Genomic DNA, 15,893 nt, shown 5'->3' with positions numbered 1-15,893 from the left:
AAAGAGGACCATATGTCTGTAATCAAGATGAATGAGTTGGATCTGGCCGGCAAACGCGTGCTGATCCGGGCCGACCTCAATGTACCGGTAAAAGACGGCAAGGTGACCTCCGATGCCCGTATCCTGGCTTCCCTGCCGACCATAGAAGCCGCCTTGGCCCAGGGCGCCAAGGTGATGGTGACGTCTCACCTGGGACGGCCCACCGAAGGCGAATATGCCGAGGAGTTTTCTCTGCAGCCGGTGGTGGCCTACCTCAAGGACAAACTGTCCGCACCCGTGCGCCTGGCCAGGGACTACCTGAATGGCGTCGATCTTGCCGCCGGCGAGCTGGTGGTGCTGGAAAACGTACGCTTCAACAAGGGCGAGAAAAAAGACGACGAGACCCTGTCCCGCCAGTACGCCGCCCTCTGTGATGTGTTCGTGATGGATGCTTTTGGTACCGCCCACCGTGCCCAGGCATCGACCCATGGTGTTGCCAAATTTGCTACCGTGGCCTGTGCCGGTCCCTTGTTGTCTGCCGAGCTGGACGCCCTGGCCAAGGCACTGGATAATCCGGCCCGTCCCATGGTTGCCGTGGTTGGCGGCTCCAAGGTATCGACCAAGCTGACTGTGCTTGAGTCTCTGTCGGGCATTGCCGATCAGCTGGTGGTCGGTGGTGGTATCTCCAATACTTTTGTCGCCGCCGCCGGCCACAATGTGGGCAAATCCCTGTACGAGGCAGACCTGATCCCCGAGGCCAAGCGACTGATGGCCAAGTGTGATATTCCCCTGGCCACCGATGTGCGTACCGCCTCCGAGTTCTCCGATACCGCCCCGGCCACGCTCAAGGATGTGTCCGAGGTGACCGATCAGGAACAGATCCTGGACTTGGGCGATGCGTCTGCCGAACGTCTGGCCGAGATCCTGAAAAGCGCCAAGACCATTATCTGGAATGGCCCGGTCGGCGTGTTCGAATTTGAGAATTTCCGGCGCGGCACCGAAATTGTGGCCAAGGCCATTGCCGAGAGTGATGCTTTCTCCATTGCCGGCGGTGGCGACACCCTGGCGGCAATCGACCTGTTTGGTATTAAGGATAACATTTCCTATATCTCTACCGGTGGCGGCGCCTTCCTGGAGTTTGTCGAAGGCAAGACACTGCCTGCCGTGGCCATGCTCGAACAAAGGGCCAACGGCTAATTGAAACGATTGATTTCACTCATCCGGCCACTCGCCCTGGCCGGTTATGGGAATAAAACAACAGGAGCTAGATAATGTCTCAGAAGATTTTTGATGTGGTTAAGCCGGGTGTGGTCAGCGGTGATGACATGCAAAAGATTTTTGCCATCGCCAAGGAAAATGCCTTTGCCCTGCCGGCGGTTAACGTAGTGGGTACCGATTCCATCAATGCGGTAATGGAATCTGCCGCCAAGGTAAAAGCGCCTGTGGTTATCCAGTTTTCTAATGGCGGCGCCGCTTTCTTCGCCGGCAAGGGCCTGAAACTGGAAGGTCATCAGGCCGCTGTGCTGGGCGCCATTTCCGGTGCTCACCATGTACATGCGTTGGCCGAGGCTTACGGTGTGCCTGTGATACTGCATACCGACCATGCCGCCAAGAAGCTGCTGCCCTGGATCGACGGCCTGCTGGACGCCGGTGAACGGCACTTTGCCGAGACTGGCAAGCCGCTATTCAGCTCGCACATGATCGACCTGTCCGAAGAGAGCCTGGAAGAAAATATCGAGATCTGTGCCAAGTACCTAGAACGGATGAGCAAGATCGGCATGACCCTGGAAATCGAGCTGGGTTGCACCGGCGGTGAAGAGGACGGGGTGGACAATACCGGCATGGACAGCTCCATGCTCTATACTCAGCCGGAAGACGTGGCCTATGCCTACGAGAAGCTGAGTGCCGTCAGCGACAAGTTCACCATTGCTGCCTCCTTCGGTAACGTACACGGCGTGTACAAGCCGGGCAATGTCAAGCTGACCCCGAAGATCCTCGACAACTCCCAGAAGTATGTCTCCGAGAAGTTCGGCCTGCCCGCCAAGTCCCTGAACTTTGTGTTCCACGGCGGCTCCGGCTCTTCTGCCGAAGAAATCAAGGAGTCCATCGGCTACGGTGTGATCAAGATGAACATCGACACCGACACCCAGTGGGCCACCTGGGCCGGCGTCATGGACTACTACAAGGCGAAGGAAGCCTACCTGCAGGGCCAGATTGGCAACCCGGACGGCGATGACAAGCCCAACAAGAAATATTACGACCCCCGGGTCTGGCTGCGCGAAGGTCAAAACGCCATGATTGCCCGTCTGGAACAGGCTTTCACCGAGCTGAACGCGGTAAATGTACTGTAATACCCCTGTCTGTTTCTGCTGATGATGGATACCGGCCTTAGGGCCGGTATTTTTTTGAGTAATCCGACGCTGACTGCTCCCCCTCTCCGATTAAAATTTGTCTTATAACTCAATATCTCTGACTAGACTTAGGTTTAACATACAGGACGTGAACGTGGACAGGGATGCAGGAACTCCACATCAATTGCCAGGATCCGCTGCTGGAGAGCCTGGTGTTTTTGAGCAAATATTACGGTCTTCCCCATCAGGGCGAAGCGCTGACCGCCGGCTTGCCCCTGGCCGACGGCAAGCTGACCCCTTTGCTGTTGTCCCGGGCGGCTGAGCGCGCCCAGTTATCGGTTCGTTTTAGCCATCAGGCCCTGACCGGGCTGTCGGAGTTGTTGCTGCCCTGCATCCTGTTGCTTAACGACGGCGACGCCTGTGTGCTGCTGGCGCTGGATGACAACAAGCGGGCCAAGGTGCTCTTGCCCGAGTCGGGCGAAGGCGAGCAGTGGCTGGCGTTTGAACAGCTGGAACAGTGTTATGGCGGCAGCCTGTTTTTTATCAAGCCCAAGTTTCGTTACGACGAACGTTCCCCCCAAAGTCTGCATCATCATGACGGCCATTGGTTTTGGGGGATTCTCTGGCAATCGGCATCTATCTATCGGGATGTGCTGATCGCCTCCCTGTTAATCAACCTGTTTGCGGTAGTGGTGCCCCTGTTCACCATGAATGTCTACGACAAGATAGTGCCCAACCTGGCCTTTGACTCCCTCTGGGTGCTGGCCACCGGGGTGTGTCTTGTGCTGCTGTTTGATTTTTTAATGCGCATGCTGCGCAGCTATTTTATCGATATTGCGGGTAAAAAGTCGGATGTGCTGCTATCGGCCAATATCTTTTCCAAGGTGATGGGGATGAGAATGGAGGCCCGACCGCCCTCTACCGGCGCATTTGCCAGGCACCTGCAGGAGTTCGAGACGGTCAGGGATTTTTTAACGTCGGCGACCGTCTCCGCCTTGGTGGATATTCCCTTTTCCATGCTTTTTTTACTGGTTATCTGGATTTTTGCCGGCAATATGGTGCTGGTTCCCATCATTGCCATCCTGGTTCTGGCCTGTTACGGCCTCCTGGTACAAAGACCCCTGAGTAAAAGCATAGAGGAAGGTGCGCGGCTGGCCTCTCAAAAAAATGCCAACCTGGTAGAAGGCATCGCCGGCCTTGAGACCATCAAGTTGTTCGGCGCCCAGGGCACCTTTCAGCACAAGTGGGAGCAGGCGGTCAGCCATATCGCCAACTGGGGTATCACCACCCGCAAACTCACCAATTCGGTCTCCACCTTGGCCAGCATCACCCAGCAATTTGGCACAGTGGCCCTGATCCTCTACGGTGTTTATCTGATTGCCGAAGGTAACCTGTCGATGGGGGGGCTGATTGCGTCGGTGATGCTCAGCGGTCGTGCCATCGCTCCCATGGTGCAGTTATCCGTGCTGTCTACCCGTTATAACCAGGCAAAGTCGGCGATGATCATACTCGAACAGATTATGTCTTCGCCCGACGAACAAGAACCGGGACGACGCTATATCCACCATCCCCTGTTCAGGGGAGATATCCGATTTAACAAGGTGTCCTTTACTTACCCGGGCAGCGAGCACAGGGTCATCAATCAGGTCTCTCTGCAGATCAAGGCGGGAGAGAAGGTGGCCATTATCGGGCGTATCGGCTCCGGCAAGACGACCCTGGAACGCTTGCTGGTGGGCCTGTATCAAACCACCGAGGGAACCATACAGGTGGACGGCATCGATATCGGTCAGCTGCAACCGGCGGCATTGCGGCGTAACGTGGGCTGTGTCCCCCAGGACGTTACCCTGTTTTATGGCTCTATCCGCGACAATATCGTGATTGCCAACCCCCTGGCCGATGAAAGCCGGGTGCTGCGTGCGGCCCAGCGGGCCGGGGTCACCCTGTTTACCAATCAGGATCCCGAGGGGCTGGACAGACAGGTGGGTGAGGGCGGCAGGCAGTTATCGGGGGGGCAGCGGCAGGCCATTGCCATTGCCCGGGCCCTGTTGAATGATCCTCCGATCCTTATTTTCGATGAGCCCACCTCGAATATGGATAACCGCTCGGAGTTTTATATCCGCAAAGAACTGGCCAAACTGGCGGCGGAAACCACCCTGATCCTGATTACCCACAGGACCTCCATGCTGGAAATAGTGGACCGGCTGATCGTATTGGAGCAGGGCGCCATCGTTGCCGATGGCCCAAAAGAGCGGGTACTGCAGCAGCTGAGAGCCGGCAAGGTCAGGGCGCAGGAGGTGAGCAATGGCTAGCAGGCAGAAAATGAAACAGAAGGCCATTCCTCCCGAGCTGCTTGATTACAGCAATGATACGGCGGCGGCGGTGTTGCTGACTACCCCAAGGGGGGCACGGGTTTTGCTCTGGTGCATGCTGCTGTTTGTTGCCGTCGCCATTGGCTGGGCACATTTTGCCCATCTGGACGAAGTGACTTCCGGTGAGGGGACCGTTATTCCGTCACAACAAATCCAGGTGGTGTCCAACCTGGAAGGCGGCATAGTACGCGAACTCTATATTCATGAAGGTCAGCAAGTAGAGAAGGACCAGCCCCTGTTGTTGATCGATGACACCCGTTTTCGCTCCGATTTGCGTGAGCGGGGACAGGAGATTGCCTCCCTGCAAGGCGATATCATCCGTTTACAGGCCGAAGTAAACAGCATCAGCGTTTCAGATGACGCCAAGCTGGCCTGGCGAGAACAGGTCAAGCTGACCCGGCAGCCATTGGTGTTTAGCGAGGCATTTCAGCGGGACTACCCGGGACAGGCAGAAGTGCAGCAGGCGGTATTCAGCGAGCGTATTGACTACCTCAACAACCAGTTATCCATTTTCGGACAACAGATAGCCCAGCGCGAGCAGGAAGTGATCGAGACCAATGCCCGGATCAGGACCTTACAGCGCGGCGTGTCCCTGGTTGCCAGGGAGGTGAATATCAGTCGTCCCCTGGCGCGGGAAGGAGTGGTTCCCGAGGTAGAAATACTGCGGCTGGAGCGCCAGTTGAACGAGCTGCAGGGGGAGCTGGAGTCGACCCGGTTGTTACTGCCCAAGCTGGATGCCTCCCTGCGGGAAAATATTTACAAGCGTAAGGAAGTGGCCCTGACGTTTAGATCCGATGCCCAGAAAGAGCTGAGCGAACGTCGCAACCGTCAGGCGCAGTTGCAGGAGGGGGCCGTGGGCTTGCAGGACAGGGTGAAACGTACCCTGGTCATCTCTCCACTAAAAGGCACGGTAAAAACACTCAACGTCAATACGGTGGGCGGAGTAATCCAGCCGGGAATGGCATTGGTAGAAATCGTCCCCTTGGAAGACACCCTGTTGATTGAAGCACGACTTTCCCCCAAGGATATTGGTTTTTTACGGCCGGGATTGGAGGCAATGGTCAGGTTCACCGCCTATGATTTTACTATTTATGGAGGCTTGAAGGGGGAGGTCGAAAAAATAAGCGCCGACTCAATCCAGGATGAAGAGGGCAACACCTTTTACCTGGCTACCATTCGTACCTATGAGAGTTTTTTGGGTGCCGAGGACGCGCCATTGCGGATTATCCCGGGGATGCAAGCGGGAGTAGACATTATTACAGGTAAAAAAACGGTATTGGATTACCTGTTGAAGCCTATTTTAAGAGCCAAACAAAGTGCCTTGAGAGAACGCTAAAAATAAAAAGGAGTTTAAGATATGAGAAAGTACTCTATCGTCGCTGCTGTGGTGGCAACAGCTCTATGGCTGCCAGGCCAAGCACAGTCTCAGACGCTGGAAGAGGCGGTAACCCAGACCCTGATGACTCATCCCAGGGTCAAGGAAGCCTTTCATCTCTACCAGTCAAAGCAATATGAAAAGGATGTGGCGTTTGCCGGTTATTTACCAAAAGTGGATGCCGATGCCGGCATTGGCTATGAATATACCGACAGCCCGGGTGTGCGTGATGGCAACCCTCGTAGCGATAAAACCCTGACCCGAGAGGAGTTGGGTATATCCTTGCGGCAGATGCTGTTTGACGGCTTCAAGACTCCCAGCAATGTGAACCGGACCCAGGCCGAGGCCGATGCCCAGCGGTATGCGCTCTTGGCCAATGCCGAAGACATAGCCCTGCGGGTAACAGAGGTCTATCTTGATTTACTGCGGCATACGGAAATCGTCAAGTTGTCGCGGCGGAATCTGGAAACCCATGAACAGATCATGGCGGATATACAAAAACGCACGACCTCCGGACTCGGCTCCAGTGCGGATCTTACTCAAATACGGGGTCGGGTCGCCCGCGCCTACTCCAATATGACGGCAGCGGAAAACAATCAGCGTGATGCCGAAAGCCGTTTTATTTCTTTGGTGAATCAGGTTCCGTCGGAATTACGCCAACCCAAGCCCGATGCCGACTATCTGCCTGCTACCCTGGATGATGCCCTGGCCAAGGCACAAGAAAACAATCCGACGGTCATATCGGCAGTGCATGACGCCGAAGCGGCCCGTTATCAGCATCAGGATGCCAAATCCGGCTTCTATCCTAATATTTCCATCGAACTGGATCAAAACTGGGATGAAGATATTGACGGGGTTCGCGGACATTATGAAGATTTTACCGCCATGGTTCGCTTGCGCTACAACCTGTTTAACGGTGGTGCCGACTTGGCCCGTAGCCGTTCAACATCGGCACTGGAAATGCAGGCAAAAGACATTCATATGAATGCCCTCCGTCAGGCAAATGAGGGGACTCGACTGGCATGGGTTGCGTATGAGGCGTTGGGCCTGCAGAAAGAGTTTTTACGACAGCATGTCGAGTCCGGCTTTGATACGGTGGGTGCTTACAAGAAACAATTCAGCCTGGGCAGCCGAACCCTTTTGGATGTACTGAACACCGAAAATGAACTGTTTGAGGCCCGTCGTTCTTATATTAACGCCGAGTACGATCAGTTACTCGCCGAATACCGCATCATGAATGCAACCGGTCAGTTGTTGGACTCGCTGCGGTTTACCTATCCGGAACAATGGTTAGCCAGCAATGAAAATGAATAAGCAAAGGGAGAATTGCGATGAAATCATGGATACTGATGTTGCTCTTGTTGCCATTGGTCGGTTGCTCTTTGACAGCAGAACCAGAACGGGAAACGGTTGCTGCCTTCGATTTGACTGATCCCGACTGGGACGGCGTTGTTAATGCCAGGGAGCAGTGCGGCGACTCACCGAGTGGCGCAGAAGTCGATAATGTCGGGTGCCATCAAGGCTCGACCCAGGAGCTGAAACAGGACTTGCTGGTATTGTTCGATCATGACAGCTCTGCTATCAAACCGGAATACAGAACCGCGATCAATGATATGGCCGGGTTTATGACCAAAACCCCGGAAAAGCTGCTGCTGATCGAAGGGCATGCCAGCAAGGTGGGCAGTGAAGAATATAACCTGGCACTTTCCAAGCGGCGTGCAGAGGCAGTGAGGGCGGCGCTTATCAAGGGAGGTATTTCCGGTGACCGCCTCGATATCATCGGCTTTGGCGAAAGCAAGCCGTTAATCATGGTGGACAACGAGGAGGATGAAGAGTCCGCGGCCGCCAATCGTCGGGTAGTGGGGGCCTTGGCCGACTCCAGGGAAGGCACCAGGATGCGTTGGACTGTATATAGTATGGAAGAATGATCCCCTGTCGCCGCAAGGATGAGATCCTCTGTATTGCATATTTGGGTGGGCTTGTTTATCAGTGTATTGCTGATATTGCCCGCCCAGTCTTTGACATCGGAAGATGAGGCCATGGTCTCTGCGGTGAAAGCCTTTTATGGTGAAAGGGGCGGTCAGCGCGCCCGGGACTGGAGACAGCTGGTACGTGAAGGACAGGGAGCCGGCTGGAGTGATCAGGAAATCCTGAACAGGGTGAATCGATTTTTTAACCGCTTCCATTTTATTGATGACATCAAGCTATGGGGCAAGGATGATTACTGGGCTACGCCGTTGGAAATGTTGGGCGCGGCGGGAGGCGATTGTGAAGACTTCAGTGTCGCTAAATATTTCTCTTTGCTTGAGCTGGGTATCTCGGATGAGACGCTGAGGCTGGTCTATGTCAAGGCATTGCGCCTGGATCAGTTTCATATGGTCGTCGCCTATTACCCCACCCCCAGTTCGGTCCCCTTGATCCTGGATAACCTTGAAGAGACTATTCGTCCGGCAACCCAAAGAACGGATTTGGCGCCGGTTTACAGTTTCAACGGGCAACACCTCTGGCTGATGAAGGAAAGAGGCAGAGGGGAGTTAGCGGGGCAGGCTTCGCGTTTATCCTTGTGGAATGATCTGCGTAGCCGTTTTGGTGTCAATCGCCTAAACAGACCAAAAATAAATCTGGAACTATAATATGACATTGTATCGTCAGCTCTTGATTACAATTTTATTGCTGTTTGCGGTGTTGTTTATTACAGCTTATCTTGCGCTGTTTAAATCCACACGTGATTATTTGGCTGAGCAGCAATACACTAACGTGGTAAACACGGCGACCTCTCTGGGGCTGGCACTTACACCTTATCTGGAAACCAGCGATAAAGTCGGGGCTGAATCTGTTATTAATGCTGTCTTTGATGGTGGTTTTTATCGCACGGTCAGGCTGGATTTACTGGCTGCGGATGATCGTATTTTACGAGAGAATCTCAATTATCCGCTACGGGTGCCGGCATGGTTCGTGGGGCTCGATTTATTTAAGAGTGTCAGCTATGAAACAGTACTGACATCAGGCTGGTTGCAATTAGGAAAGCTCTATATAGAGGGGCATCCTAATCAGGCTTATTATGAATTGTGGAAGGGTATGAGCAGGCTGGCCAGCTGGTTTTTGTTCTTTTTTGTTATAGCCTGGATATCCCTAATTGTAGCTTTACGCTATTTGCTCAAACCCTTGTTTATGATCCGCCACCAAGCCAAGGAAATAGAGCTGCATCATTTTGGCAAGAAGATTCCCTTACCGGCCACACGCGAGTTGAGAGATGTGGTCAGCGCCATCAATAACATGTCCGAAAAGCTTGAGTTTCAGTTTGATGAACAGGCCAGGGAGGTGGAGCGATTAAGGCAGAAGGCATTTTTTGATGAAACCTCTGGCCTGGGGAACAGATCCTACTTTGTCTCTCAGGCCTCCTCCTGGCTGGCAGACGGTACCCAGGGGGCTGTCATCCTGGTATCTGCCGTTCTGCTCGATAAAGTTTATCAGGATGAAGGCTTCGCGGCACGTGATCACATGGTCAGAACCATCGCCGATAACTTACGTAAGGTATGTAGTCGCTATCATGAGTTTGCATTGTCGCGAATATCCGCCAATGAGTATGCTTTGCTGATACCAGAAAATGACACTGATAAACTGACAATGTTAGGCCATGAAATAAACAGGGTTATAGCCGAACTGGTGGTTAATCCGGTAGAAGGGGATGATTTTTCAGTGGTGGGGATCAGTGTCTTTCATAAAGGCGCGTCTGTTTCAAATTTACTGGCAAGTGCGGATAACGCCCTGAACAAAGCCCGGATGGAAGACCTTGGCGCTGTGGTTGTTGAGCAGCAAGGTCCATCGGCCAGACTGGGCCGATTGGCATGGAAAAAGCTTATCGCAGAGGCGATTCACCATGAGCAGCTGTTGTTTTCCTCTCAAAATGTACAAACCTTCAATGGTAGCTCTTATCATCGGGAGCTGTTTACCGCTATAAAAAAAGATGATGTATTGTTCAATGCGAGCGAGTTTATGAGCGTGGTTGAAAGATTCAATATGGGGGCTGAGTTTGACGGCTACATCATTGACAAGGCACTGGATAAACTGGAAGCCGATACATCATTAAAATTGGCGGTTAACCTGACTCAGCAAAGTTGCCATAACGACACATTTTGGAATCAGTTGTCGCTTACCCTGACACAACATAGACTGGCCGCGGAACGCCTCTTTCTGGAAATACCCGAAAGTGTTTTCGCCCATGGCAAGGTACCCATGGAGCAGTACCTCGGCTCGCTGAATGTGAAGTGGGGCATCGATCATTTTGGCCGTCACTTCGATATTCTGGGTCATCTTGCCAGGCTGCGGCCTGCTTATGTCAAGGTGGACCATGCCTATACCAACCAGATACTCGATGCGGATTATGATGATGCGTTTTTGGCGGCAGTATGTCGCGTCGCTCATAACATTGGTGCTACCGTTATCGCTACCCGAGTTGAGAATATGGAGCAGCGGGATAGCTTGTCCCGGCTGCATATCGATGCCTATCAAGGGTTCGTTAGTCCGATTGAATCCCTTGACTAATTACCATTCGATTTTTTAGGTTAAACCGTCTGTTTAACAACCGGCTGGCGCCTATTTTTTGTGCATGATGATTTGACACCTCCCCCCTAAGCTTTAGTAAAAGGAACTGTAAAGGCGAAGGGGAATGCCATGGAAACCATTACTATTAATGCCCCGGTGCGGATCTCCAGCCTGGAGGGTGCTGCCTATATTGTGTTGCAAGACGGTACTCAGCAACCGGTCAAGGTAGGACAGATATTGCCGGCGGGTACTGTGCTGCTGGTCGACACCAATGCCCAGATCAATTATATCCCTGTTGCAGATGGGGTCGAGGAGGCTCCCGCCATAGCGGATACTTCGACTCCGTTTGGCGAGATCAGTGAGTTGCAGGCAGCGATACTCGCCGGATTCGACCCAACCGAGCTGTTTGCCGCGCCCGCTGCCGGCCAGGGAGCCGATGGTGCCGTCGGGCAGGGCAGTGGTAATGGCGGTTTTATTGCGGTTGACCGGATCGGTGGCTTTACCCAGCCGGTGGCCGGCTTTGATACCAATTTCAATCCTATTTCATTCGAAAATATAGATCTGATCCAGCCAGAAGAAACCGATTCAATTCCGGAGCTGGTGATCATTTTCGATCCTCCCCCAACTCCGTCCGATGATCAACCTCAACTGCCCGACGGCGGCACCTTTGTCGAGGAAAGTGCCCTGGACGTCGGGGGGAGCAATGCCGTCAGTGACAATGAGACGGCGACCGGCCACTTTGATATTGATACCGGCACGGATAAGCTGGCAAAACTCGAAGTCAGGCTGGCAAATGGCGACTGGGTCGATGTGACCGGAGGAGGACAGATCGCAGGTCAGTACGGCACCCTGGAGGTAACCCTGGTCGAGGGGGTCTATCAATGGAGCTATACGTTGAATGGACCGGCCGATCATCCCGGTATCGATAAAGTGGCCGAAGACGATATCCTCAAGGATCTGTTCGAGGTGCGGGTCACGGACGATGATGGTGATCAGGCCTTGGCGGGCTTTACCGTTAATGTGCTGGACGATGGCCCCATTGCCAACGATGACAGCTTCCAGGTCAACGAAACCGGACTGGACAAGTGCAATCTGGTCCTGGTGATCGACACTTCGGGCAGTATGGGCTGGATCATCGATGGCCCGGGTGTGCCGGGGGAAACCGGCGTAGATGGTTCACCGAACCGACTCGAGCTGGCCAAGGCAGCCCTGATCAACCTGATCAACAGCTATCAGGGAATTACATCTGAGCTGAACATCACCGTGATTGATTTTGGCGGCTCGGTGAAAAACACGGCGACGAACATGACGGTTGAGGAGGCCATAGCCCATATAGAGTCGTTGACCGCCGGCGGCACGACCAATTATAGCGACCCCCTGGACGATGCTCAGGCCATTCTGGACGCACAGCTGGTCAGCCTGCCAGATTATGAGCACAAGGTGTATTTCCTGTCCGACGGCTACCCCAACGCCGGCACGGCGCCGGCCGGCTGGCAGGTTTTTGTCGATGCCAACGGTATCGATGTTATCGCCGTCGGTATCAGTATTCCCGAATCCGCGGTGGCCGAGCTGGATAAGGTCGGTAACAAGGGCGATACCACACTCATTATCGATGATCCCTTCGAGCTGGATGATGCCCTGCAGGATACGGTGCCGACGACCCAACTGAGTGGTAACGTACTGGCCAATGATGTGTCCGGTGCAGATGGCTTCGAGGGGGTGCTGTCGGTCTCTATCCTGGTGTCCGATGCCACCCCCTATGAGGGGCAGGACGGCGTCACCATCGAGGATCAGGGGGATGGTACTTTCCTCGTGACCTACGCCGTTCCCGAATCGGGAACAGTCGAGATCATTACCGAGCAGGGCAGCACCCTGACCATGGCACGCAACGGCGACTTCACCTACAACGGCCCGGGCAATGTCAATAAAGACACCACCGAAACCTTCACTTACACCATGGCGGATAATGACGGTGATACCAGCAGTGCCAAGCTGTCCATTACAGTCCAGGATAATGATACCAAGATTAAATTGCTGGGGCTGGATGTGGAAGGCGGCGAGCTGACCCTTGATGAACAGCACTTGCCCCTGGGTTCGGATCCTCAGCCAGACCAACTGGTTAAAAGCGGTACATTCAGCTTCGAGGCGGAGGGGACCGTCAAGGATCTGATTGTAGGTGGTGTCAAGGTACTGGATAACGGTGTCTATCAGGGAGACGCCGATGGCAAGGTGGTCATCGTCGACGATGCCGGACGGCTGTTGGTGATTACCGGGTACGATGCTCAGAACCGGACCTTCAGCTACAGCTATACGCTGAAAGACAGCACTCAGCTACACCAGGAGGCGGGTCGAGACACCTTGGTAGAACAATTCCTGGTGTTTATCAATGATACCCAAGGGGCCAAAGACACTGCCGTGCTGGATATCAACATTGTCGATGACATTACCATCATCCATGAGGTCGACAACCTGAGTGTGGCCAACGCGGCGGCCACCTACCCGGGGCACTGGGATTACAGTGCCGGCGCGGATGGCCTGTTGATCGACATGAATGATATTGATGCGGGTATCAACCTGTCACTGCTGACCGGCCTGGATGGCGTTATCCTGGAAAGGCAGGATCTGTTTAACGACGGCCAGTATTTGGGAGAGCGACTGACTGCCTATGTCGACAGCAACGGTGACGGTAAGGTCTCGGCCCAGGAGCCCATTTTCTTTACCCTGGATATGCATGTCGACGGCAGCTATGAGTTCAACCTGATAACCCCCAATCCCGTGATGACAGAATCATTGTCCTTCGACAAGCGTTTGCCCGGTAATTTTGACGAACTATGGGCAGAGCAGATATTAAAGGCGGAGCTGACCACCGATATTCGTTTCAGCGGTAGTGCTGCTATCAATCCCAGCCAGCAGGGCATCGGGGTGGGCAGCAACCTGTTCGACAAGGGAGAGACCTTAAAGCTCGAGTTTTTCCAGGGCGACAAGGATGCCAATACCAGCACCCATCCCACCGTGAAGAAGGAAGTGGACAAGCTGACCCTGACCTTTAAATTCGGTGGTAGCACCAGTAGCGCCACCATGCAGTTCCTGCTGCTCGCCGCCAATGGTGACGTGCTGTACGACTTCCAGCAGACGGTGAATGAAGCGGCGGGAGGCTTTGGCTCCATTACCATTGATGCCAGTACCATCCAGAACGTAGACGGCTTCTATGCCGTTCAGATAAACCATATCGAGGGAGATGATGTTCGCTTGTTCGGCACCGACACCTCGGTCAGCATATTGCCGGAAGATCAGCTGCTGGCATTCAGTGTCACCACGGTAGACAGTGACAACGACAGCGCCTCTCACCAGTTCAGCATCGTTATCGATGGCGATACCCAGCACCTGACCGGCACTGCCGACGGTGAAATACTCCATGCATCGGGCGGCAACAAGGCCTACATCCAGGGGCTGGGGGGCAATGATACCCTGATTGGCGCCGGTGAAAACGATGTGCTGGTGGGGGGCGATGACGATGATACCTTGAAGGGAGAGGGGGGCGACGACATCCTTATTGGCGGGTTGGGTAATAACATCCTGACCGGTGATGAAGGAGCCGACGTCTTTGTCTTCAATCAGCCTGATGCCGGCTCCCTCAATATCATCAGTGACTTTGAAAAAGGCATAGATACCCTGGATCTGCGCGATCTCCTGAGCGGCGAACAAAACGGAGTCATTACCGATTATCTCAGCGTTACCAAGAGTGGCAATGATACCCTGTTCACCGTGTCTCCCGGCGGAGACGGGGGACAACTGCAGCAGATACAGCTGCAGGGGGTGGACTTGCTGAGTCAGTACGGAGCGAGTGACAGCGCGCACTTGCTGCAATTGATGCAGGAAGATCAGTCATTGATCATCGATAAATAAGCCTGAGGCAGCCTGATGGCTGCCTTGCTTGCTTTGGAGCAGTGAATATGGCCAGGGTCACTATGGTAGAGCTTCAGGGGATAAATTATCGCTGGGATGGCCAGGATATTTTGGTGCAGGCCGGTCCAGGGCGTGATTGGCGGCTGGCTGGCTCTCAGCTGGAGCAAGTCGAGATCCTCGATGAAGAAGGCGACTTGTCCGGGCTGTTTTCGATTGATTTTGAACGTCAGAGCTGGTCCTACAGTGGTGAACCGGGGCCTGACGATATTCGGTTGATTGACGATCACGGGGACCCGATTGCCCTGGAGAGCGCTGTCTTGGCCCATGACATACTCAATGATCCTGCCGGCCTGTTTGAACAGGATAATTTGAACATAGAGTCAGTTCTTGACGTGGTAGTAACGGATCCCCTGGACGATTTATTAGGGGAAGAAAAGCCGCTGCTGGCCTTGTTGGGCGATGCCCCCGAGCCGCTCCCTTTGGGGGATGAAGTGATCAATGATGTCATCAGCTGGCTGGACTTTTATTCCCATTATGAATGAAGCTATTGGTGCCTTTCAGGTCTTCATTATCACGGGAAACAACATGCGTTCATTCAAACTAGCCCTTCTCCCCCTGTTATTCAGTACTGCCAGCTTTGCCATCAGTGTGCCGGATGTGCCCCATTTGGTGACCCAGGGCGAGGCGGAAATCAAGGTTGCGCCCGATATGGCCACCCTGTCGGTAGCGGTTACCGCCGTGAAAGAAGACAGTGGTAAGGCGAAAGAAGAGGTGGATACCAAGGTCGCCGCCCTGTTCAGCAGCTTGAGCGCGCTCGGCGTAAAAAAGGAAGATGTGGACGGAGGAAACCTGATGACCCGTCCGGATTACCATTACCCCAGGGAAGGAAAACCCGAGCTAAAGGGGTATCTGGCTGAGCGCAATATCACTATCCGGTTGTACCAGTTGGAGCTTTTAAGTCAGGTTCTGGACCAGGTACTGGAGCATGGAGTACAGAATATTCAGCAGATAACCTATGGCGCCCGGGATGCCGAGGCTTATCAGCAGCAGGCCCGGGCGGCGGCGATGGAAGATGCGAAAGCCGTCGCCGCCGAATTGGCGGCGGGATTTGATCATGGGCTGGGGGATATCTATGCCATTGAATATACAAATTCATCTCCTTCAGTGCCACGACATTACGGGGTAGCCAAGATGGCGATGGCAGACAGTGCCGATGCGGGTTATGTGCAGAATGAAATCCTTTTCAAGGACAATGTTCAGGTGGTTTTCCAGCTCAACTAAGCCGCTTGTTACCAGCCTGTCGCCAGCGGCAGGCATTAAAAAAAAATTTATAACTTAAAAAAACTTGAGTTTAGTCACAAAAATTTC

At 53.8% G+C, this 15,893-nt stretch carries 11 protein-coding genes; all 11 read left to right on the top strand.

All coding sequences use genetic code 11. The features are described 5' to 3' along the window. Positions 1-12 precede the first annotated feature (12 nt). Positions 13-1,176 carry a phosphoglycerate kinase gene (pgk, locus tag DCS96_RS06925; RefSeq protein ID WP_116473574.1) on the top strand — a complete coding sequence of 388 codons (1,164 nt, stop codon included), beginning with the start codon at positions 13-15 and terminating at the stop codon, positions 1,174-1,176. 74 nt (positions 1,177-1,250) lie between these two features. Continuing rightward, entirely contained in the window at positions 1,251-2,330 is a 1,080-nt protein-coding gene (gene fbaA, locus DCS96_RS06920; protein WP_116473573.1) for a class II fructose-bisphosphate aldolase, read from the top strand. 164 nt (positions 2,331-2,494) lie between these two features. Beyond that, positions 2,495-4,639: a type I secretion system permease/ATPase gene (locus tag DCS96_RS06915; RefSeq protein WP_116473572.1), complete on the top strand. Its 2,145-nt coding sequence runs from the start codon at positions 2,495-2,497 to the stop codon at positions 4,637-4,639. After that, on the top strand, positions 4,632-6,035 hold the full coding sequence (locus DCS96_RS06910; protein WP_232818199.1) for an HlyD family type I secretion periplasmic adaptor subunit: 1,404 nt from the start codon (positions 4,632-4,634) through the stop codon (positions 6,033-6,035). The genes DCS96_RS06915 and DCS96_RS06910 overlap by 8 nt, the downstream gene beginning before the upstream one ends. A 21-nt stretch (positions 6,036-6,056) precedes the next feature. Further along, on the top strand, positions 6,057-7,388 hold the full coding sequence (locus DCS96_RS06905; protein ID WP_116473571.1) for a TolC family outer membrane protein: 1,332 nt from the start codon (positions 6,057-6,059) through the stop codon (positions 7,386-7,388). Positions 7,389-7,405: 17 nt separating this feature from the next. Then, positions 7,406-8,002: an OmpA family protein gene (locus tag DCS96_RS06900; RefSeq protein WP_116473570.1), complete on the top strand. Its 597-nt coding sequence runs from the start codon at positions 7,406-7,408 to the stop codon at positions 8,000-8,002. 18 nt (positions 8,003-8,020) lie between these two features. Beyond that, positions 8,021-8,707: a transglutaminase-like cysteine peptidase gene (locus DCS96_RS06895; protein ID WP_116473569.1), complete on the top strand. Its 687-nt coding sequence runs from the start codon at positions 8,021-8,023 to the stop codon at positions 8,705-8,707. Position 8,708: 1 nt separating this feature from the next. Then, positions 8,709-10,619 (top strand): bifunctional diguanylate cyclase/phosphodiesterase, encoded by a 1,911-nt coding sequence (locus tag DCS96_RS06890; protein WP_116473568.1) that lies wholly within the window; start codon positions 8,709-8,711, stop codon positions 10,617-10,619. A 129-nt stretch (positions 10,620-10,748) separates the two neighbouring features. Further along, positions 10,749-14,525: a retention module-containing protein gene (locus DCS96_RS06885; RefSeq protein ID WP_116473567.1), complete on the top strand. Its 3,777-nt coding sequence runs from the start codon at positions 10,749-10,751 to the stop codon at positions 14,523-14,525. A gap of 47 nt (positions 14,526-14,572) precedes the next feature. After that, entirely contained in the window at positions 14,573-15,067 is a 495-nt protein-coding gene (locus DCS96_RS06880) for a hypothetical protein (RefSeq protein ID WP_116473566.1), read from the top strand. Positions 15,068-15,110: 43 nt separating this feature from the next. Next, complete coding sequence (locus tag DCS96_RS06875) at positions 15,111-15,806, top strand: SIMPL domain-containing protein (protein WP_116474554.1); 696 nt, start codon at positions 15,111-15,113, stop codon at positions 15,804-15,806. Positions 15,807-15,893: the final 87 nt, after the last annotated feature.

It is taken from the genome of Zobellella maritima, from assembly GCF_003075035.1.
GTDB classification, from domain to species: domain Bacteria; phylum Pseudomonadota; class Gammaproteobacteria; order Enterobacterales; family Aeromonadaceae; genus Oceanimonas; species Oceanimonas maritima.
The sequence above is the reverse complement of the archived record's forward strand: the minus strand, read 5'-3'. Positions and strand labels throughout refer to the sequence as shown.